The sequence below is a fragment of the Pseudonocardia sp. NPDC049154 genome (genome assembly GCF_040648315.1).
Taxonomy (GTDB): domain Bacteria; phylum Actinomycetota; class Actinomycetes; order Mycobacteriales; family Pseudonocardiaceae; genus Pseudonocardia.
On the sequence record NZ_JBEZDN010000147.1, the window covers coordinates 1 to 19,143 of the forward strand.

Genomic DNA, 19,143 nt, shown 5'->3' on the forward strand with positions numbered 1-19,143 from the left:
CCCGCGTGGGGTGCCGGGCCGTCGTCGCGCAGGAGGGGCTCAGGCCTCGCTGGAGGCCGGCTCCGCGGTGCGGCTGGACACCAGCGCGGCGAGCCGGTCGCCGATCGCCTGGGTGTGCCCGGTCGCGCTGTGGTCGCGGGTCGCGAGGTCGAACGCGACGGCGGCCTCGACCCGGCGGGCCGCGTCCTGCTGGCCGACGTGGTCGAGCAGCAGCGCGACCGACAGGACCGCGGCGGTCGGGTCGGCGATGCCCTGGCTGGCGATGTCCGGGGCCGAGCCGTGGACCGGCTCGAACATGCTCGGGTTGCGGCCGCTGGCGTCGAGGTTGCCGCTGGCCGCGAGGCCGATGCCGCCGGTCACAGCTGCCGCGAGGTCGGTGAGGATGTCGCCGAACAGGTTGTCGGTGACGATCACGTCGAACCGGCTCGGGTCGGTGACCAGGTGGATCGTGGTGGCGTCGACGTGCTGGTAGGCGACCGAGACGTCCGGGTGCTCCAGCGACACCTCCTCCACGATCCGCGACCACAGCGCACCGGCGAAGGTCAGCACGTTGGTCTTGTGCACCAGGGTCAGGTGCTTGCGCGGGCGGCGCTCGGCGCGGGCGAACGCGTCCCGCACCACGCGCTCGATGCCGAACGCGGTGTTGGTGCTGACCTCGGTCGCGACCTCGTGCGGGGTGTCCTTGCGGAGCAGGCCACCGGTGCCGACGTACGGACCCTCGGTGCCCTCGCGCACCACCACCATGTCGATCTCGGGGTTGCCGGCCAGCGGGCCGCGGACCCCGGGGTAGAGCCGCGCCGGGCGCAGGTTCACGTGGTGGTCGAGCTCGAAGCGCAGGCGCAGGAGCAGGCCGCGCTCGAGGATGCCGCTCGGCACCGACGGGTCGCCGACCGCGCCGAGGAGGATGGCGTCGTGCTGCTGCAGCTCGGTGAGGACGGACTCGGGCAGCAGCTCGCCGGTGGAGTGCCACCGGGCCGCGCCGAGGTCGTAGGTGGTCGTCTGGACGTCCGGGGTGACCTCGGTCAAGACCTTCAGGGCCTCGTCGATGACCTCCGGCCCGATGCCGTCGCCGGGAATGACCGCAAGGCGCATGCTGCGAAATGTCCTCTCTCGATACGCCCCACCACGGCGTGCGATCGGGCGGCTATCGAACGCTACCCGCTGGTGCGGAGGTGATCGGCCACCGTCCACTCCATCGGGGTCACCCGGGGCGGTGAAGTCGTGCCAGCCGGCACGCCGATCCGGCCCGACACACCCCCGAGCGGGTCAGATTGTGCGCCTGCGGCTCGGAGCGGCCGACGGCGGGGTCCCACCCGGTGCTCCCCTCGTCACCCGGATGGAGCAGCAGCCGGGGCGAGCGGGGCGGTGACGAACCTGCGCGCGGGGCCCGGGGCGGGACCGGCGAGGGGGACCGCGTGCCCGCCGGTGGCGTTCTGCGGGAGCACGACGAGGAGCTCCCCGTCCGGGGCGGGGATGCGGGTGCCGGCGTCGGCGGGCCGGAGCAACGGCTCCGCGGACGGCGGCCCGGCCAGCGGGTCCCACGCCTCGGGGACGTCGACGACGTCGACGGGGGCGGTGGGTTCGGCGCCGGGGTTCGTCACGTCCGTCGGGCCGTAGTCGCCCTCGACCACGACCTGCATCCGCAGCGGCGCGGACGCGGCGGCGGGATCGATGCCGAGGGCGGACAGCCGCACCGGCAGCACCCACGTGTCGGTGTCGAAGACGTTCGTGTCGGTGTCGCCCTCGAACCCGTTCACCGGTTGCGCATCGACCTCCGCGGGCCCCTCCGGGGTCTGTCGCCGCAGGTCCAGGACCTGCGCGAGCAGCACGTCCGTCCCGGCCTCCTTCACCAGGCCGACGGCGCGGTCGACGGACCCGTCGCCGTCGACGTCGAACCCGACGGTCGGCACGGTGGTCGCGCCGACGTCGGGCAGGGTGCCCCACATCGACACGGCGATCCCGATCGTGTCGCCGGCCCGGGCCGCGCCGACCCACCGGACGTCGCCGCCCTGGCCGGTGTCGTTGGCGACGCAGCCGGTCGACAGGCCGACCCGGCAGCGCGGCAGCTCGGGGCTGGTCGCGAGCAGCCGGAACACGCCGGCGCGGGAGCGGTAGGTCTGCGCGCCGCTCCCCTGGTCCACGCCGACGCCGGCCAGCACGACGTCACCGCCGTCGAGGGACGCCGTCTGGTTCGCGACGGGCTTGGGTGCGGAGGTCACCGGGACGCGCACCTCGCGCCCGCCCGCGGTGAGCACGATCCGACCCGACGCGTCGGCGACGAACTGGCGGGCCCGGCCGCCCTGGGTCGCGGCCATGGTCGGGTCGAGGGTCTTCCGGAGGGCGTCGGCCTGCGCGGTGAGCCGCACGGTGACGTCCGCGGGGCCGTCGACCTGCGCTGGCTCCACCGCGATCGTGACTCCGGGCATCGTGGTGATCGGCTCGTACCTCAGCTCGGCGGCGCCGCTGACGTGCAGCGTCCTCGTCAGCGTGACGGTCCGGCCGGACGGCACCTCGACCACGCCGAACGCGACGCCGACCGCACCCGGCTCCTCGGCGTCGGCGGCCAGCACGGGCGGGTCCTGGGCGGCGCGGGCGTCCACCCGGCCCGCCCCGACCCGCATCGGCGCCATCAGGTCCCCGGCCGGGCTGCGGACGTCGGCGGCCGTCGTGACGATCGCGGCCTTCACCTCCGCCGGCGTCCAGTCCGGGTGCGCCTCCCGCACCAGCGCCGCCACTCCCGCGACGAACGGGCTGGCCATCGAGGTGCCGGTCTTGCTCGACCGGCCGGCCCCGCTACCGACGGCCGCGGAGACGATCGACTCCCCGGGTGCCGCGACGTCCGGCTTCACGCCCGGGCCGCGCCCGCCGCGGGCCGAGCTCTCGCTGATCGTGTCGGCGATGCCCGGGACCTGCACGGACGCGGTCTGGGCGAGCGTCCCGTCGAGGTGGACCCGCAGCGTGCCGGCCTGCAGGGCAGGGCGCAGCGCCGCCGTCGAGGACCCGTCGAGCTGGAACATCGGGACGGTCGCATTGCCCGCGATGCCGACGCCGCCCGGCTCCGGGGCCTCCGACGTCAGCAGCACCCCGGCCGCGCCGGCGGCCTGCGCGTGGTCGGCGCGGACCGCGGAGCCGCAGCCGCGGGCTCCGTCGCCCTCCGGCCACTCGAGCCAGACGATCCTCCCCGCGACCCCCGAGAAGGGCGCGCAGCCCTCGGCGTTCGCGGCGGGCAGCGCGACGACGTCGCCGGTCGCGTCGGGCGTCCCGGAGAAGTCGACGCTGTACTGGCCGGTGACCCGCCGCGGTACGGGCGCGACGACGTCCGCGCCGTCGAGCAGCACCCCGGCGTCCCGGACGTTCGCCACGGCGATGGCCCCGGGGGCGGTGGCCGGGGCACCGGCGGCGTCGGTGACGTCGCCGCCGTTGCCGGCCGCGGCGACCACGGTGACCCCGTTGTCGATCAACTCCTGCACGAAGTCGTTGACCGGGTCGTCGGCCGGGGCGAAGTCCGAGCCCAGCGAGAGGTTGACGACGTCGAGGCGGTCGGAGAAGTCGCCGTCGCCGTCCGGGTCGAGGGCCCGGTCGAGGGCGAGCGGGGTGAGTGCGGTCGCGCCCGAGCAGCCGAACACGCGGATCGCGTACAGCTCGGCCTGCGGCGCGGCACCCGGGCCGATCCGCATCGCGTTCAGCGCGTCCGGGGTGAGTGCGGAGTAGTCGCCGCGGAAGGTGGTGCCGTCGGCGATCACGCCGAAACCGGCGGCGGTGCCGGCGACGTGGGTGCCGTGGCCCTCGCAGTCGAGCGGGTCGTCGTCGGGCTTCGGGACGGTCTGCGCGGGGTCGGCGGCCGCGGAGTCGTAGGCGTCGCCGGCGAGGTCGATGCCGCCGACGACCTTGTCCGTCGGGAAGGTGCCACGACCGGCGCGGGCGGCCTCGTAGGCCGCCACGGTGCCGGGACCGCCGAAGTCGGCGTGGGTGTAGTCGATGCCGGTGTCGACGATGCCGATGCGGACGCCCTGCCCGAGGCGGCCGGTGTCCTGCCAGGTCTGCAGGGCGCGGCCGAGCTGGTCCGCGGAGGCGTTGCTCGGCCGGGCGTCGGTGATCCGGCGGACCGAGCGCACACCCGGGCGGCTCGCGAGCGCGGACTCGGTGGCGGCGTCGGCGCGGAGCGCGACGCCCGGGACGGCGTTGGTGGTGCGGTAGAGCTCGCGCTCGCCCTCGGTGCCGCCGAGCCCACCGAGCAGGCCCGAGACCTTCGAGTCGATGCGGGCCCGGGTCTCGGCCGCGACCTGGGTGGCGACGTCCCGGCCCCGCGGCAGGGCCGAGGTGTAGTCGGCGACGGCGGAGGTGTCGTCGAACTCGACGAAGACGTTGTGCAGGGTGGACGTGCTCTGCTGCGCTCTCTCCTGCGCTGCGGCCGGGCCGGCGGTGAGCAGGAGCAGCGAGGCGGTCAGCCCCGCGACGCCCAGACAGGTCACCCTCCGCCACCGCGCGCCGTGCACCGACCACCCCTTCCACCGACCGGCGGACGCGGTGCGGCGGAGCAGAACCTAGATCGGCCGACGCTGCGTGATCAGGGATCCGAGGGCCGCGCACCGCATCGGGTGAGCGGTTCGTACACGGGCGGGTGTGATCATCAGCGGCCCGCTTGACGGCCCCGGACGCACGAACGGCGCTCTCGCTCACATGGAGTGAGTGAACGGCGCTCGCGCTCATCGGCCGGTGGCGCCGTCTCCCCACACACGAACGGCACTCTCGCTCGTTCCTCGTGAGCGAGAGTGCCGTTCGGTCAGGTGTGGGTCAGTCGTCGAAGCTGATCAGGCGCGTGGTGCGGGCGCCGACCGAGGCGCCGATCGGCTCGAGCACGCCCGGGTCGATCGCGCGGTCGACGCGGAGCAGCATGATCGCGTCCGTCCCGTCGGTGGTCTGGCTGATCTGCGCGGCCTCGATGTTGACCGCGGCCTCGCCGAGCAGGGAGCCGACGCGGCCCATCACGCCCGGGCGGTCGGCGTACTCGAGGAGCAGGACCTCGCCCTCGGCGCGCAGGTCGAAGTGCCGGCCGTTGACCTCGACCAGCTTCTCGACCTGGGCCCGGCCGGTGAGCGTGCCGGAGACGGTGATGGCCTCGCCGTCGGGCATCGCGGCGCGCAGCTGCACGACCGAACGGTGGTTCTCGCTCTCCGGGGCGGTGGTCAGCTCGACCGAGACGCCGCGGTCCGCGGCCAGCGCCGGGACGTTGACGAACGTGACCTGGTCCTCGACGACGTGGGTGAACACGCCGCGCAGGGCGGCCAGCGACAGCACCGAGACGTCCTCGGAGGCGAGCTCGCCCGCGACGTCGACCGTGACCGAGGTGGGCAGCCGGCCGGCGACGGCGTAGAGCACCGTGCCCAGCTTCTGCACCAGCGGCAGCCAGGGCCGGACCTCCTCGCCGACCGCGCCGTTGATCTGCACGTTCACGGCGTCGGGCACGAACTCGCCGGCCAGCGCGAGCTGCACCGACTTCGCGACGTCCGTGCCCGCACGGTCCTGCGCCTCGGCCGTCGACGCCCCGAGGTGCGGCGTGACCGTGACGTTCTCCAGCTCGAACAACGGGCTCGAGGTGGTGGGCTCGGAGACGTAGACGTCGATCCCCGCGCCGCCGACCTGCCCGGAGCGGACGGCCTCGGCCAGTGCGTCCTCGTCGATCAGGCCGCCGCGCGCGGCGTTGACGATGATGACGCCCGGCTTGGTCAGCGCGAGCTGGTCCTTGCCGATCAGGCCCAGGGTCTCCGGGGTCTTCGGCAGGTGGATCGTGATGAAGTCCGACACCCGCAGCACGTCCTCGAGCGACAGCAGCTCGATGCCCAGCTGGGCGGCGCGCGCGGGGGCGACGTACGGGTCGTAGGCGACGAGCCGGACGTCGAACGCCGCGAGGCGCTGCGCCACGAGCTGGCCGATCTTGCCGAGGCCGACCACGCCGACGGTCTTGCCCTGCAGCTCGACGCCGCCGAACTGGCTGCGCTTCCACTGGCCCTGGCGCAGGCTCGCGTCGGCCGGCGGGATGTGCCGGGCCGTGGCGAGCAGCAGCGCGATGGCATGCTCGGCGGCGGAGACGATGTTCGAGGTCGGGGCGTTCACGACCATGACGCCGCGCGCGGTGGCGGCGGGCACGTCGACGTTGTCCAGGCCGACCCCGGCGCGCGCGACGACCTTCAGCCGCGTCGACGCGGCCAGCGCCTCCGCGTCCACCTTGGTGGCGGAGCGGACGAGCAGGGCGTCGGCATCGGCGATCGCCCCGAGCAGGGCGGGGCGGTCCGTGCCGTCGACATGGCGGATCTCGACGTCCGTTCCCAGCATCTCCACCGCGGAGGGCGCGAGCTTCTCCGCGAGCAGGACGACGGGACGGGTGGCGGCTGCGGTACTCACGACGACGCGATGCTCCACGGATCAGGGGGCGGGCAGGACTCGGACCGACGCCGATTCTAGGTGGACGGTCCGACAGGACGACCCCGGGCGTAGGTCCGCTGATACCACTTCCGGGTCACGAGCCGGTGAAATGTGCCGAACCGGACACGGCTCAGGCGCCCTGCACCTTGTCGGCCAGCAGCTCCCAGCTGCGCCACCAGCTCTCGCGGTCGGCGGCGGGGCCGGCCACGATGAGCTCGTCGGCGTCCGCCGTGGCGGCGAAGTCCTCGAGGTACTTCGCGACGACGTCCGGCGTGCCGACGGCCGTGTAGCGGGTCATGGACCGGATCTGCTCGCCCGCGTGGGTGTCGAGCACGGCCTCGGCCTCCTCGTCGGTGAGCTTCCGGCCGCCGCGGCTGTAGAAGAGCCGCACGCGCTGCCGCTGGACGGCCCGGCGCAGGGTCTCCGCCTCCTCCGTCGAGTCCGCGGCGATGACGTTCACGCCGGCCATCACGTGCGGCTCGGCGAGCTGCGCCGACGGCCGGAACTCCTGGCGGTAGAGGGCGACGGCCTGCTGCAGCGCCTCGGGCGCGAAGTGCGAGGCGAAGACGTACGGCAGCCCGAGCAGGGCGGCGACCTGCGCGCCGTAGAGGGACGAGCCGAGGATCGACAGCGGGACGCCGGTGCCGCGGCCCGGGTAGGCGTTCACGTTCGGGACCAGGCTGGTGTCGCCGAGGAAGGCCTGCAGCTCCTGGACGTCCTGCGGGAAGCGCTCCGACGCCGTCGGGTCGCGGCGCAGGGCCCGGAAGGTCTCCTGGTCGGTGCCGGGGGCGCGGCCCAGGCCGAGCTCGATGCGGCCGGGGTGGAGCTCGGCGAGCGTGCCGAACTGCTCGGCGACCTGCAACGGCGAGTGGTTGGGCAGCATCACGCCGCCCGCGCCGAGGGTGATCCGCTCGGTGTGCGCGGCGACGTGGGCGATGAGCACGCTGGTCGCCGACGAGGCAATCGAGCGCATGTTGTGGTGCTCGGCGTACCAGATGCGCCGGAAGCCCCACTGCTCCGCGCGCTGCGCCAGCCTGGTGCTGGCGTCGAGGCCCTCGCGGACGGTCTCCCCCTCGGAGACGGTGGCCAGGTCGAGGATCGACAGCGGCAGGGGCAGGGACACGGCGGGCACCTCTCGTCCGGCGGGCACAGACCCTCGCGTCAACGCCGCCGGTGCCCGTCCTCTTCCACGAGCGAGCACAGACACACGGCGGCGGCGCCCCCGCTCACGCAGGGACGCCGCCGGAACCGCAGGTCAGGTGGGGTCGTGAGCGGCAGGTGCCCCGCTAGGGGCAGTTGCCGCTCACGGGGTCACTTGGCCTTCTCGCCCACCCAGCTCATGAGGCCGCGGAGCTTCTCGCCGACCTGCTCGATCGGGTGCTCGGCACCCTCCTTCTGCAGGCGGGTGAAGTTCGGGCGGCCGTTCTCGTCCTCGGCCACCCACTCGCGGGCGAAGGTGCCGTCCTGGATCTCGCCCAGGATCTTCTTCATCTCCTGCTTGGTCGCGGCGTTGACCACGCGCGGGCCGCGGGTGAGGTCGCCGTACTCGGCGGTGTCGGAGATGGAGAAGCGCTCGTTGGCGATGCCGCCCTCGTACATGAGGTCGACGATCAGCTTGAGCTCGTGCAGGCACTCGAAGTACGCGATCTCCGGGGCGTAGCCCGCCTCGGTGAGCACCTCGAAACCGGTCTGCACCAGGGCCGCGGCACCGCCGCAGAGGACGGCCTGCTCACCGAACAGGTCGGTCTCGGTCTCCTCCTTGAAGGAGGTCTCGATGACGCCCGCGCGGGCGCCGCCGATCCCGGCCGCGTAGGAGAGGGCGATCGCCTTCGCGTTGCCCGACGGGTCCTGCTCGACGGCGATGAGCGCCGGGACGCCCTTGCCGTCCACGTACTGGCGGCGGACCAGGTGGCCCGGGCCCTTCGGCGCGATCATGATCACGTCGACGTCCGCCGGGGCCTTGATCAGGTCGTAGCGGATGTTGAAGCCGTGGCCGAAGGCGAGCACGTCGCCGCTCTTCAGGTTCGGCGCGATGTCGTCGGCGTAGATGAAGCGCTGCTTGGTGTCCGGCGCCAGGATCATGATCAGGTCCGCCCACGCCGACGCCTCGGCCGGGGTGAGCACCTCCAGACCCTCGTCCTGCGCCTTCTGCCGGCTCTTCGAGCCCTCCGGGAGGCCGATCTTCACCTCGACGCCGGAGTCGCGCAGGGACAGCGCGTGCGCGTGCCCCTGGGAGCCGTAGCCGATCACGGCGACCTTGCGGCCCTGGATGATCGACAGGTCGGCGTCGTCGTCGTAGTAGATGTTGACACTCATGACGGGTGGTGAATCCTCTCCGAAGGGGTCTTGCGCAAGTATCGGTATCGACGCTCGGACCCTGACAAGCAGGTCCTCAGCGGGCGGACGTCGCGGTGATGGACCGGGGTCCGCGGCCGACGGCCACCATCCCGGACTGCACCATCTCGCGGATGCCGTAGGGCTCCAGCATCCGGAGCAGCGCGTTGAGCTTGTCCATCGTGCCGGTGGCCTCGACGGTCAGGGCCTCGGGGGCCACGTCGACCACCTTCGCCCGGAACAGCTGCACGGTCTCCAGGACCTGGCTGCGCACGCTCGCGTCGGCGCGCACCTTGACGAGCAGGAGCTCGCGCTGCACCGAGGCGGTGGGCTCCAGCTCGACGATCTTGATCACGTTGATCAGCTTGTTCAGCTGCTTGGTCACCTGCTCGAGGGGGAAGTCCTCGACGGAGACGACGATCGTCATCCGCGAGATCCCCGGCGCCTCGGTCTGCCCGACGGCGAGCGAGATGATGTTGAAGCCGCGGCGCGAGAACAGGCCCGACACCCGGGCCAGGACACCGGGCTTGTCCTCGACGAGGACGGACAGCGTGTGGGTCTCAATCATCGGACGCCCCGTCCTCCAGAGCCCGCTCGGTGACCTCGCTGACCTCGTCGACGCCTGCGGACAGCTCGTCGCCCTCGAACAGCGGCCGGATGTTGCGGGCCGCCATGACCTCGTCGTTGCCGGTGCCGGCCGCGACCATCGGCCAGACCTGCGCGTCGGCGCCGACCGTGAAGTCGATGACGACGGGCTGGTCGTTGATCTCCATGGCCTGCCGGATGACCCGGTCGACGTCGTCCTTCGACTCGGCACGCAGCCCGACGCAGCCCATCGCCTCGGCGAGGAGCGTGAAGTCCGGGATGCGGTGCTTGTGCGTGCCGAGGTCGGTGTTGGAGTAGCGCTCGGAGTAGAAGAGCGTCTGCCACTGCCGGACCATGCCCAGGTTGCCGTTGTTGATCACGGCGACCTTGATCGGAATGCCCTCGATGGCGCAGGTGGCGAGCTCCTGGTTGGTCATCTGGAAGCAGCCGTCGCCGTCGATGGCCCACACGACCTTGTCCGGCGCGCCGGTCTTGGCGCCCATGGCCGCGGGGACCGCGTAGCCCATGGTGCCGAGGCCGCCCGAGTTCAGCCAGGTGCGCGGGTTCTCGTACTTGACGAACTGCGCCGCCCACATCTGGTGCTGGCCGACGCCCGCGGCGTACAGCGCCTCCGGGCCGGCGATCGCACCGATCCGCTCGATGACGTACTGCGGCGACAGCGAGCCGTCGTCCGGCCAGTCGTAGCCGAGCGGGAACGTGGTGCGCCAGTGGTCGAGCTGCCCCCACCAGGCCGACAGGTCGGCCACGTGGTGCTCGCGCTCGGCCCGCACGGCCTCGATCAGCTCGGCGAGGATCTCCTTGCAGTCGCCGACGATCGGGACGTCCGCCCGCCGGTTCTTGCTGATCTCGGCCGGGTCGATGTCCGCGTGCACGATCTTCGCCTCGGGGGCGAAGCTCGCCAGCTGGCCGGTGACCCGGTCGTCGAACCGGGCGCCGAGGGCGATGAGCAGGTCCGACTTCTGCATCGCGCCGACCGCCGAGACCGTGCCGTGCATGCCGGGCATGCCGACGTGCTGCGGGTGGCTGTCCGGGAACGCCCCGCGTGCCATCAGGGTGGTGACGACCGGAATGTTCGTGAGCTCGGCGAGCTCGCGCAGCTCGGCCGAGGCCTCGGCCTTGAGCACGCCCCCGCCGACGTAGAGCACCGGCTTGCGGGCGGCCGCGATGAGCCGGGCCGCCTCCCGGATCTGCTTGCCGTGCGGCCGGGTGGTCGGCCGGTAGCCCGGCAGCTTGAGCTCCGGCGGCCACGAGAAGGTCGTCCGGGCCTGCAGCGCGTCCTTGGAGATGTCCACCAGCACCGGGCCGGGTCGGCCCGTGGCGGCCAGGTGGAACGCCTCGGCGATCGCCCGCGGGATCTCCGCGGCGTCGGTCACCAGCATGTTGTGCTTGGTCACCGGCATGGTGATGCCGGTGATGTCGGCCTCCTGGAACGCGTCCGTGCCGATCAGCGGCCGGGCCACCTGGCCCGTGATGGCCACGACCGGGACGGAGTCCATGTGCGCGTCGGCGAGCGGGGTGATCAGGTTGGTCGCACCGGGTCCCGACGTCGCCATGCAGACCCCGACCCTGCCGGTGGCCTGGGCGTACCCGGTGGCCGCGTGCCCCGCGCCCTGCTCGTGCCGGACGAGGACGTGCCGCACGCTCGTCGAGTCGAGCAGCGGGTCGTAGGCCGGCAGGATCGCCCCGCCGGGGATCCCGAAGACGGTGTCGCACCCGATCGACTCGAGCGAACGCACGAGGGACTGGGCCCCGGTCACCTGCTCCGGGCCGGATCGCGGCCCGGGCACGACGTCGGGACGCTGGCCGGGGGCGCCGTTCTGGCGGCCCGCGGGCACTCCTGCGCGTCCCGGCGGCGGTGCCGGTTTGGGTCCCGGGGTGCCGGGACGGGGCGTGGCGGTGGTCATCTGCGCTGCCTCGCTGCTGTCGGTGCCGATGATCTCGGTGGTGTCGGGTGCGCCCTGGACATGAAAAAACCCCCGCCGCCTGGGCCAGGCGTGACGAGGGTGGCGCGTCGTGGTCCGAGTACTCGGGAGCTACTCAGGCGTGGACGCGCCTGGGAAGTACGAGAATTCGGAGGGCGGACATGGCGACGACGTTAACACGCGCGCGGGAGAGGGCGTCAACCGGCTGGGACGCACGGTCCCGGATCGTGGGAGCGTCACCTCCTCCGGGACGGCGCGTGAACTGTCGGTGCGAGGTGCGACCATGGGAGACGTGAGCGCAGAGGACACCAGCAGGCCCGGGATCGAGGAGGGGCACGTCGCCTCGACCGACAAGCTGCCCCCGCGGGCGGTCCCCACGCGGCTGTCCTTCCGCCGCTCACCGCTCGCCCTCGCCGCCGCCGCGTTCTTCCTGGTGGCCGCGATCCCGTTCGCGTTCGGGGCGCCGTGGCTGTGGCTGGTCTACGTGCTGCCGCTCGGGTTCGCGTACTGGATCCTGCGGGTGCGCACGGTCGTCGACGCCGAGTCCGTCACCGCTCGTCGTCCGTTCTCCTCGCGGCGCGTACCGTGGGCGGAGATCAGCTCGCTGCGACTGGGCAAGAAATCCCGGGTCAGCGCGGTGCTGACGGACGGGACCGAGCTACCGCTGCCGACCGTCCACGTCCGTGACCTTCCCGCACTGGCCGCCGTCTCCGGCGGCAGGCTGCCCGATCCGGCTGGAGAGTAGAGACAGATGCCGGCCCTCCGTTCGAGAGTCACCACGCACGGCCGCAACGCCGCCGGTGCCCGCTCCCTGTGGCGCGCCACCGGCATGGGCGACGACGACTTCGGCAAGCCGATCGTCGCGATCGCCAACTCCTACACCCAGTTCGTGCCGGGGCACGTGCACCTCAAGGACCTCGGCGACCTCGTCGCCTCGGCCGTCCGCGAGGCCGGGGGCGTGCCGCGCGAGTTCAACACCATCGCGGTCGACGACGGCATCGCCATGGGCCACGGCGGGATGCTCTACTCGCTGCCCTCCCGCGAGATCATCTCCGACGCCGTCGAGTACATGGTCAACGGGCACGCGGCCGACGCACTCGTCTGCATCTCGAACTGCGACAAGATCACCCCGGGCATGCTCAACGCCGCCATGCGGCTCAACATCCCCACGGTGTTCGTGTCCGGCGGGCCGATGGAGGCCGGCAAGGCCGTCGTCGTCGACGGGGTGGCGCACGCGCCGACCGACCTGATCACGGCGATCTCGGCGTCGGCGTCGTCGGCGGTCGACGAGGACGGGCTGTCCGTCGTCGAGCGGTCCGCGTGCCCCACCTGCGGCTCCTGCTCCGGCATGTTCACCGCGAACTCCATGAACTGCCTGACCGAGGCCCTCGGGCTCTCGCTGCCCGGCAACGGGTCGACCCTGGCCACGCACGCCGCCCGCCGCGAACTCTTCCTCGAGGCCGGGCGCACGGTGATGGCGCTGGCGAAGCGCTGGTACGCCCACGACGACGAGTCCGCACTCCCGCGCAACATCGCCACCAGGGCGGCGTTCGAGAACGCCATGGCGCTCGACGTCGCGATGGGCGGCTCCACCAACACGGTGCTGCACATCCTCGCCGCGGCGCAGGAGGGCGAGATCGACTTCTCGCTCGCCGACATCGACGCGATTTCCCGCCGGGTGCCCTGCCTGGCCAAGGTCTCGCCGAACTCGGACTACCACATGGAGGACGTCCACCGGGCCGGCGGCATCCCCGCCATCCTGGGCGAGCTGTGGCGGGCCGGGCTGCTCAACGAGGGCGTGCACTCCGTCCACTCCCCCTCGCTGGAGCAGTGGCTGTCCGAGTGGGACATCCGCGCGGACTCGCCGTCGGAGACGGCGGTCGAGCTGTACCACGCCGCGCCCGGCGGGGTGCGGACCACCGAGGCGTTCTCCACGGAGAACCGCTGGTCGTCGCTGGACACGGACGCGGCCGGCGGCTGCATCCGGGACCGCGCGCACGCCTACACCGCGGACGGCGGGCTGGCCGTGCTGCGCGGCAACCTCTCCGAGCGCGGCGCGGTGATCAAGACCGCCGGCATCCCCGAGGACATCTGGCGGTTCGAGGGCCCGGCGCGGGTCGTCGAGAGCCAGGAGGAGGCCGTGTCGGTCATCCTCACCAAGCAGATCCAGCCGGGCGACGTCCTGGTCGTCCGCTACGAGGGTCCCGCGGGCGGGCCGGGCATGCAGGAGATGCTGCACCCGACCGCGTTCCTCAAGGGCGCGGGCCTGGGCGCGAAGTGCGCGCTGGTCACGGACGGGCGGTTCTCCGGCGGCTCGAGCGGCATCTCGGTCGGGCACGTCGCGCCCGAGGCCGCGGCCGGCGGCGCGATCGGCCTGATCGAGGACGGCGACCGGATCCTCATCGACGTCCGCGAGCGGACGCTGCAGATCCTGGTCGACGACGAGGTGCTGGCCGAGCGCCGCGCCAAGATGGACGCGAGCGAGCGGCCGTGGACCCCGAAGGACCGCGACCGGGTGGTCTCGAAGGCCCTCCGCGCCTACGCCGCCATGGCCACCAGCGCCGACACCGGCGCCGTTCGCCACGTCCCCTGAACCTCGCGTGAGCGAACGGCGCTCTCGATCAAACTTGATGAGCGAGAGCGCCGTTCACTCCTCGGCGTAGGTTCACTTCATGACCCTTCCGACCCGCACGCTCGGCGCCCTCACCGTCTCGGCCCAGGGGCTGGGCTGCATGGGCATGTCCCAGAGCTACGGCACCGGGGACGAGACCGAGTCGATCGCGACGATCCACCGGGCGCTCGACCTGGGCGTCACGCTGCTCGACACCGCCAACGTGTACGGCGCCGGGGCCAACGAGGAGCTCGTCGGCCGGGCGATCCGGGACCGCCGGGACGAGGTCGTCCTCGCCACCAAGTTCGGGATCGTCCGGGACGCGGACGGCGGTCAGGCCGCCCGTGGGGACGCCGCCTTCGTGAAGCAGTGCTGCGACGAGTCGCTGGCCCGCCTCGGCGTGGACCACATCGACCTCTACTACCAGCACCGCGTCGACCCGGACACTCCGATCGAGGAGACCTGGGGCGCGTTGGCCGAGCTCGTCGAGGCGGGCAAGATCCGGTACGCCGGGATCTCCGAGGCGGGCGCGGCGACGATCCGGGCCGCGCACGCCGTGCACCCCGTGACCGCGCTGCAGAGCGAGTGGTCGCTGTGGACCCGCGACATCGAGGCGGAGATCGCCCCCACCTGCGCGGAGCTGGGCATCGGGATCGTGCCCTTCTCCCCGCTCGGCCGCGGCTTCCTGACCGGCTCGATCACCTCCGCGGACCAGCTCGGCGAGAAGGACATGCGCAGCGGGCTGCCGCGGTTCTCCGCCGAGAACATGTCCGCCAACCTCGCGATCGTCGACACCGTGAAGGCGCTGGCGGAGAAGCGCGGCGTCACGGCCGGGCAGCTCGCGCTGGCGTGGGTGCAGGCGAAGGGCGAGCACGTCGTGCCGATCCCCGGCACCAAGCGCCGCACCTACCTGGAGCAGAACGTCGAGGCGGCGACCCTGGAGCTCACGCCCGACGAGATCACCGAGCTCGACGCCGTCGGCGCCGGTGTCGCGGGCGATCGCTACCCCGAGCACCTGCAGCGCACCGTCGGCCGCTGACCCTGTGAGTGGCAATAGTCGTCATAGCGACTATTGCCACTCACGAGGTAGTCGTGCAGTGGGTGAGGGCGGGGCCGAGGCGCGACAGGGATTCCCCGGCCGTCTCGATCATCTCGGCGACCCGGGCCGCGCCGAGGTGGTCGGCGGCGAAGCCCAGGTACTGCACGTGCACGTGGGCCCGCGCCCACTCCCGCTCGACGGCGGCGAGCGGGCCGGGCAGGGCGGGTGCCTCGGCGCGGTAGGCCGCGTCGTCGGACCTGCCCTGGGCCTCGAGGACGGCGAGGTCCAGGCCCGCCGGCGCCATCCGGGCGTTGCCCCAGTCGATCAGTGCCCAGTCCGTCCCTGCGGCTCCCAGCATGTTGCCGCGGTGCGGGTCACCGTGGCAGAGCGTGCGGGGCAGGAGGGCGAGCGCGGCGCGGATCCGCGGATCCGCCGCCCACTCCGCCACCAGCCCGGCGGCACGCTCGTACTCCGCCTCGCCGGTGCGCCCGGCCCCGCCGCGCAACGCCACGAGGGTCCGCTCGCACAGCGCGGCCCACCACTCGGCGTCGACCACCGGGATGCCGCGCGCCCGCTTGCGGAGCCAGTGCCGGTGCACCCGGGCGAGGGTCCGCCAGACGTCCGCGGGCACCGGGTCCCCCTCGGCCGCGGGTTCGCCGTCGACCCAGGTCAGCACCAGCGGATCGGGGTGGAGCATCCGCGGCGCGACGACACCCTCGACCACGGCGACCGCGCGCATGGCGGCGACCTCGACGGGATCCGCGGGCTTGACCACGACCGGCACCGCCCGGTCGCCGACCCGCAGGTCGACGCGCTCAACGCCCTCCGCGACGTACCCGCCCGCCAGCGGGGTGCGGCCGACGACCTCGGGGGTACCGCCCAGCCGTCGGGCGACGGCGGCGAGCCACTCCGTCACCGCAGGCCGAACAGCACGCCCACCGCGACGGCGACCCCGACGACCAGGAACAGGAGCGACCACGGCACCGGCCGGCGCTGCCAGGTGCGGCCGCTGTCCAGCGAGATCCGCCCGGCCCCGACGAACAGCAGCGCGGCGACGCCGGCGCCGAGCGCGACGTCGAGCTCCAGGGCGTTCGGGGAGACCGCGACGAAGAACGGGCTGCCCCACTTGACCACGACCGCGCAGATCTTGACGGCCAGCAGGCCCGCCGCCGCGAGGGGCGTGAACAGCCCGAGCACCAGCAGCGCGCCGAGGATCAGCTCACCGAAGCCGAGCGCCCACGCCAGCGTCGAGGCCTGCCGGAAGCCGAGGTCGGCCAGGATCGTGGTGGTCTCGCCGATCCCCCGGCCGCCCCACATCGAGAAGACCTTCTGCAGGCCGTGGGCCACGAAGATCCCGCCGACGCCGAGGCGCAACAGCAGCATGCCGATGTCGGCCCCGCCGCTCCACGCCACCGGCCGCCGGTCGCTCTCCGGCTCCGGGGGCCGGGTCCCGCCCAGCGTGCCGATGTCGAACTGCCTGGTGGGGTCGGTCATGGCGCCGAGGGTATCCGCGTCCGGGCCGTCGGAGGGGTCGCCGACCAGCGTGTTCGCCAGGTTTCGCCCGGTGGCGCGGGGGCACCCGATGACCATGGCCGACACTCTTGACGGACCCGAGCTGCACCACGACACGCGCAAGCTGGCCGAGGGGGCCAACTTCGCCGCCGTGGCGACCGTCTTCCCGAGCGGGCTGATCCAGAACCACATGATCTGGTGCGGGATCAAGGACGGGCGGCTCGTGCTCAACACCGAGACCCACCGCGCGAAGGCGCGCAACGTCGGGCGGGACTCGCGGATCACCGTGCTCATCCGCGACGAGGACAACCCGTACCGCTACGCAGAGGTCCGCGGGCGCGTCACCGACACGACGACCGGCGACGAGGCCCGCACCCACATCGACGAGCTGTCCCGGAAGTACAACGACCAGGACTACCCGCCCGACATGATCAAGTCCGAGCGGGTGATCCTCTGGGTCACGCCCGAGCGGCAGACCATCGTCGACCAGAGCAACGACGTCGGCACCGAGGACTGAGGGCGGGTCAGTAGCCGTTCCGCACCACGTTCGGCGGCTCCTCGCCGCGCGCGAAGTAGCCGAGCTGCTCGCGCATCACACGGAACGCGCGGCTCATCGCGGCGGGGACGCTGCCGCCCACGTGCGGGGTCAGCAGCAGCCCCGGTGCCTCCCACAGCGGGTGCCCGGCCGGCAGCGGCTCCGGGTCGGTGACGTCGAGCGCCGCGCGGAGCCGGCCGCTGCGGAGCTCCGCGAGCAGCGCGTCCGTGTCGGCGACGGGCCCGCGCGCGCCGTTGACCAGCACCGCGCCGTCGGGCATCGCGGCCAGGAAGTCCTTGTCGACCAGGCCGCGGGTCTCGTCCGTCAGCGGGACGATCACCACGCAGACGTCGTGCTGCGGCAGCAGGTCGTGCACCTCGTCGATGCCGTGCACGCCCTCGCGCCTGCGCCGGCCGACCAGCGTGATCGTGACCTCGAACGGCTCGAGGCGGCGCACGAGGTTCTCCGCGACGTCCCCGGCCCCGACGATCAGGACCCGCTTGCCGCTGAGCTCGTCGGTGATGTGCTGGGTCCACTCGCCGCGCTCCTGCGCCCGCACGAACCCCGGCAGCTCCCGGTACACCGCGAGGAGGACCGCGACGACCCATTCCGCCGTCGCGCCGCCGTGCGCGCCCTTGCCGTCCGAGAGCAGGACGCCGTCGCGCAGCTTCCCGATCCAGGCCTCGGCGCCCGCCGTGAGCAGCTGCACCAGCTTGAGGTTGGGCAGCTGCTCGGCGAGCTCCACGACCGTGCCCGTCGCGAGGAAGGGCGGGACGAGGACCTCGGCCTCCTCGGCGCCCGCGGGGAGCGGCTTCGCCGGGTCATAGACCAGCGGGCGGAGGTTCGGCAGGTCGGTGAGGGCGTCGGCACCGCGCGGGTGCGGGACCAGGACCACGGTCATGCCGCCGACGCTACTCACCGGCCGCTCACCTCACCGCGCCTAGCCTGATCACGTGCGCCACCGCCCTCCCCGCCTGCGGCTCGCGCTGGTCGCCCTGATCGGCCTGCTCGCGCTGCTCGCGGGCTGTGCCACCTTCCCGGACGAGGGCCCGCGGGACTGGCAGGAGAAGACCGAGGGCCAGGGCGAGCTGGGCGGACCGCCGTCCGTGCAGGAGGCGCCCGGGGGCGAGCCCGGCGACGAGGACGGGGACTCGGCCGATCCCGGTGCCCCGCAGGCCCCCGCGGGCTGCGACGACCCGGACCCCCAGGTCGTCGCCACCTGCCTGGACCCCGTCGGCGCGCTCGCGGTGCTGCCGAACGGCGTGTCGGCGCTGGTGGGCGAGCGCGCGACCGGGCGGGTGCTGCGGGTCGAGCGCGGGAGGGACCCGGTGCTGATCACCACCGTCCCGGTCGACGCGGCCGGCGGCGGCGGCCTGACCGGGCTGGTGCTCTCCCCCACCTACCAGGAGGACCAGCTCGTCTACGCCTACGCGACCACGCCCGAGGACAACCGGGTGCTCCGGCTCGCGCCGAACGAGCCGCCCAAGCCGGTGCTGACCGGGATCCCGAAGGGATCGTCGGGCAACGGCGGCGCGCTCGGCACGGACGCCGGCAACACCCTGCTCGTCGCCACCGGCAACGCCGGCGACCCGGCCCCCGCCCCCACCGCGCTCAACGGCAAGGTGCTGCGGATCGACACCCTCGGCCGCCCCGCCGCGGCCAACCCGGACCCGGGCTCGCCGGTGCTGAGCACGGGCCTGAGCCAGCCGGGCGGGATCTGCACGGACTCGACCAACGAGTCGGTGTGGGTCACCGACCGGGCGACCTCGCGCGACGTGCTCTACCGGGTCGCGCCCGGCCCGCTCGGCCCCGCCGCGTGGACCTGGCCGGACCGCCCGGGCGTCGCGGGGTGCATGGCGCAGCCGGGGGTGGTCGCCGTCGCGCTGACCGGCGGCGCGGCCCTGTCGGTGCTCCGCCCCGCCGACGACGGCAGCTTCTCCGGCGCCCCCGAGACCCTCCTCGCCGACGTCTACGGCCGCCTCGCCGCCGCCACCCTCGGCTCCGACGGCCTGCTCTGGCTGGGCACGGTCAACAGGTCGGGCGGCAGGCCGGTGGCCAGCGACGACCGCGTCATCCGCATCCAGCCCCCCAGCGGCGGACGATCGCGGAGTTGGAGCCCCAGCCCCACTCCCGGCCCTGCTCCGCGACGATCAGCAACGGC

General features: G+C 73.4%; 15 protein-coding genes. 5 read left to right on the plus strand and 10 right to left on the minus strand.

Features of this window, described 5'->3' with window-relative positions:
• Nucleotides 1-39 precede the first annotated feature (39 nt).
• The 7 genes from AB0B41_RS37950 to AB0B41_RS37980 all read right to left on the minus strand — a co-directional run bounded on the left by AB0B41_RS37950 (nt 40) and on the right by AB0B41_RS37980 (nt 11,267).
• Entirely contained in the window at nt 40-1,092 is a 1,053-nt protein-coding gene (locus AB0B41_RS37950; protein ID WP_358211868.1) for a 3-isopropylmalate dehydrogenase, read from the minus strand.
• 236 nt (nt 1,093-1,328) lie between these two features.
• A complete protein-coding gene (locus AB0B41_RS37955) occupies nt 1,329-4,472 on the minus strand; it encodes a S8 family serine peptidase (RefSeq protein WP_358211869.1) in 3,144 nt (1,047 codons plus the stop codon).
• 322 nt (nt 4,473-4,794) lie between these two features.
• The gene (serA, locus tag AB0B41_RS37960) at nt 4,795-6,402 is read right to left on the minus strand and encodes a phosphoglycerate dehydrogenase (RefSeq protein ID WP_358211870.1); all 1,608 of its coding nucleotides are present in this window, start codon (nt 6,400-6,402) and stop codon (nt 4,795-4,797) included.
• Nucleotides 6,403-6,553: 151 nt separating this feature from the next.
• Nucleotides 6,554-7,540, minus strand: coding sequence for an LLM class flavin-dependent oxidoreductase (locus AB0B41_RS37965; RefSeq protein ID WP_358211880.1), 987 nt, complete (start codon nt 7,538-7,540; stop codon nt 6,554-6,556).
• Nucleotides 7,541-7,734: 194 nt separating this feature from the next.
• Nucleotides 7,735-8,739 carry a ketol-acid reductoisomerase gene (ilvC, locus tag AB0B41_RS37970; RefSeq protein ID WP_358211871.1) on the minus strand — a complete coding sequence of 335 codons (1,005 nt, stop codon included), beginning with the start codon at nt 8,737-8,739 and terminating at the stop codon, nt 7,735-7,737.
• A 76-nt stretch (nt 8,740-8,815) separates the two neighbouring features.
• Entirely contained in the window at nt 8,816-9,322 is a 507-nt protein-coding gene (gene ilvN / locus AB0B41_RS37975; protein ID WP_358211881.1) for an acetolactate synthase small subunit, read from the minus strand.
• Nucleotides 9,318-11,267, minus strand: a complete 1,950-nt coding sequence (locus AB0B41_RS37980; protein WP_358211872.1) for an acetolactate synthase large subunit — start codon at nt 11,265-11,267, stop codon at nt 9,318-9,320. The genes ilvN and AB0B41_RS37980 overlap by 5 nt, the downstream gene beginning before the upstream one ends.
• Nucleotides 11,268-11,577: 310 nt before the next feature.
• Between AB0B41_RS37980 and AB0B41_RS37985 the strand changes: the two genes are divergently transcribed.
• The 3 genes from AB0B41_RS37985 (at nt 11,578) to AB0B41_RS37995 (ending at nt 14,935) form a co-directional block, all read left to right on the plus strand.
• Nucleotides 11,578-12,030 carry a PH domain-containing protein gene (locus AB0B41_RS37985; protein WP_358211873.1) on the plus strand — a complete coding sequence of 151 codons (453 nt, stop codon included), beginning with the start codon at nt 11,578-11,580 and terminating at the stop codon, nt 12,028-12,030.
• Between the two features lie 6 nt (nt 12,031-12,036).
• The gene (gene ilvD / locus AB0B41_RS37990; protein WP_358211874.1) at nt 12,037-13,878 is read left to right on the plus strand and encodes a dihydroxy-acid dehydratase; all 1,842 of its coding nucleotides are present in this window, start codon (nt 12,037-12,039) and stop codon (nt 13,876-13,878) included.
• A 79-nt stretch (nt 13,879-13,957) separates the two neighbouring features.
• A complete protein-coding gene (locus AB0B41_RS37995) occupies nt 13,958-14,935 on the plus strand; it encodes an aldo/keto reductase (protein ID WP_358211875.1) in 978 nt (325 codons plus the stop codon).
• Between the two features lie 40 nt (nt 14,936-14,975).
• Here AB0B41_RS37995 and AB0B41_RS38000 read toward each other — a convergent pair whose 3' ends face one another.
• Together AB0B41_RS38000 and AB0B41_RS38005 are read right to left on the minus strand one after the other, a co-directional pair.
• Nucleotides 14,976-15,851 (minus strand): aminoglycoside phosphotransferase family protein, encoded by an 876-nt coding sequence (locus tag AB0B41_RS38000; protein WP_358211876.1) that lies wholly within the window; start codon nt 15,849-15,851, stop codon nt 14,976-14,978.
• Nucleotides 15,848-16,429, minus strand: coding sequence for a DoxX family protein (locus AB0B41_RS38005; RefSeq protein WP_358211877.1), 582 nt, complete (start codon nt 16,427-16,429; stop codon nt 15,848-15,850). The genes AB0B41_RS38000 and AB0B41_RS38005 overlap by 4 nt, the downstream gene beginning before the upstream one ends.
• 94 nt (nt 16,430-16,523) lie before the next feature.
• Between AB0B41_RS38005 and AB0B41_RS38010 the strand changes: the two genes are divergently transcribed.
• Nucleotides 16,524-16,964 carry a PPOX class F420-dependent oxidoreductase gene (locus tag AB0B41_RS38010; protein ID WP_037044865.1) on the plus strand — a complete coding sequence of 147 codons (441 nt, stop codon included), beginning with the start codon at nt 16,524-16,526 and terminating at the stop codon, nt 16,962-16,964.
• A 7-nt stretch (nt 16,965-16,971) separates the two neighbouring features.
• Here the strand turns inward: AB0B41_RS38010 and AB0B41_RS38015 are convergent, their stop codons facing one another.
• Complete coding sequence (locus tag AB0B41_RS38015) at nt 16,972-17,883, minus strand: 2-hydroxyacid dehydrogenase (protein ID WP_358211878.1); 912 nt, start codon at nt 17,881-17,883, stop codon at nt 16,972-16,974.
• 52 nt (nt 17,884-17,935) lie between these two features.
• Here AB0B41_RS38015 and AB0B41_RS38020 point away from each other — a divergent pair.
• The coding region (locus tag AB0B41_RS38020; protein ID WP_358211879.1) for a PQQ-dependent sugar dehydrogenase at nt 17,936-19,143 on the plus strand (1,208 nt) is incomplete at its 3' end.

Bases quoted from the DNA above. Each gene is read 5' to 3' on its own strand.
- AB0B41_RS37950 (WP_358211868.1), bottom strand. From the start codon at position 1,092: ATGCGCCTTGCGGTCATTCCCGGCGACGGCATCGGGCCGGAGGTCATC.
- ilvC (WP_358211871.1), bottom strand. From the start codon at position 8,739: ATGAGTGTCAACATCTACTACGACGACGACGCCGACCTGTCGATCATC.
- AB0B41_RS37980 (WP_358211872.1), bottom strand. From the start codon at position 11,267: ATGACCACCGCCACGCCCCGTCCCGGCACCCCGGGACCCAAACCGGCA.
- ilvD (WP_358211874.1), top strand. From the start codon at position 12,037: ATGCCGGCCCTCCGTTCGAGAGTCACCACGCACGGCCGCAACGCCGCC.
- AB0B41_RS37995 (WP_358211875.1), top strand. From the start codon at position 13,958: ATGACCCTTCCGACCCGCACGCTCGGCGCCCTCACCGTCTCGGCCCAG.
- AB0B41_RS38005 (WP_358211877.1), bottom strand. From the start codon at position 16,429: ATGACCGACCCCACCAGGCAGTTCGACATCGGCACGCTGGGCGGGACC.
- AB0B41_RS38010 (WP_037044865.1), top strand. From the start codon at position 16,524: ATGGCCGACACTCTTGACGGACCCGAGCTGCACCACGACACGCGCAAG.
- AB0B41_RS38015 (WP_358211878.1), bottom strand. From the start codon at position 17,883: ATGACCGTGGTCCTGGTCCCGCACCCGCGCGGTGCCGACGCCCTCACC.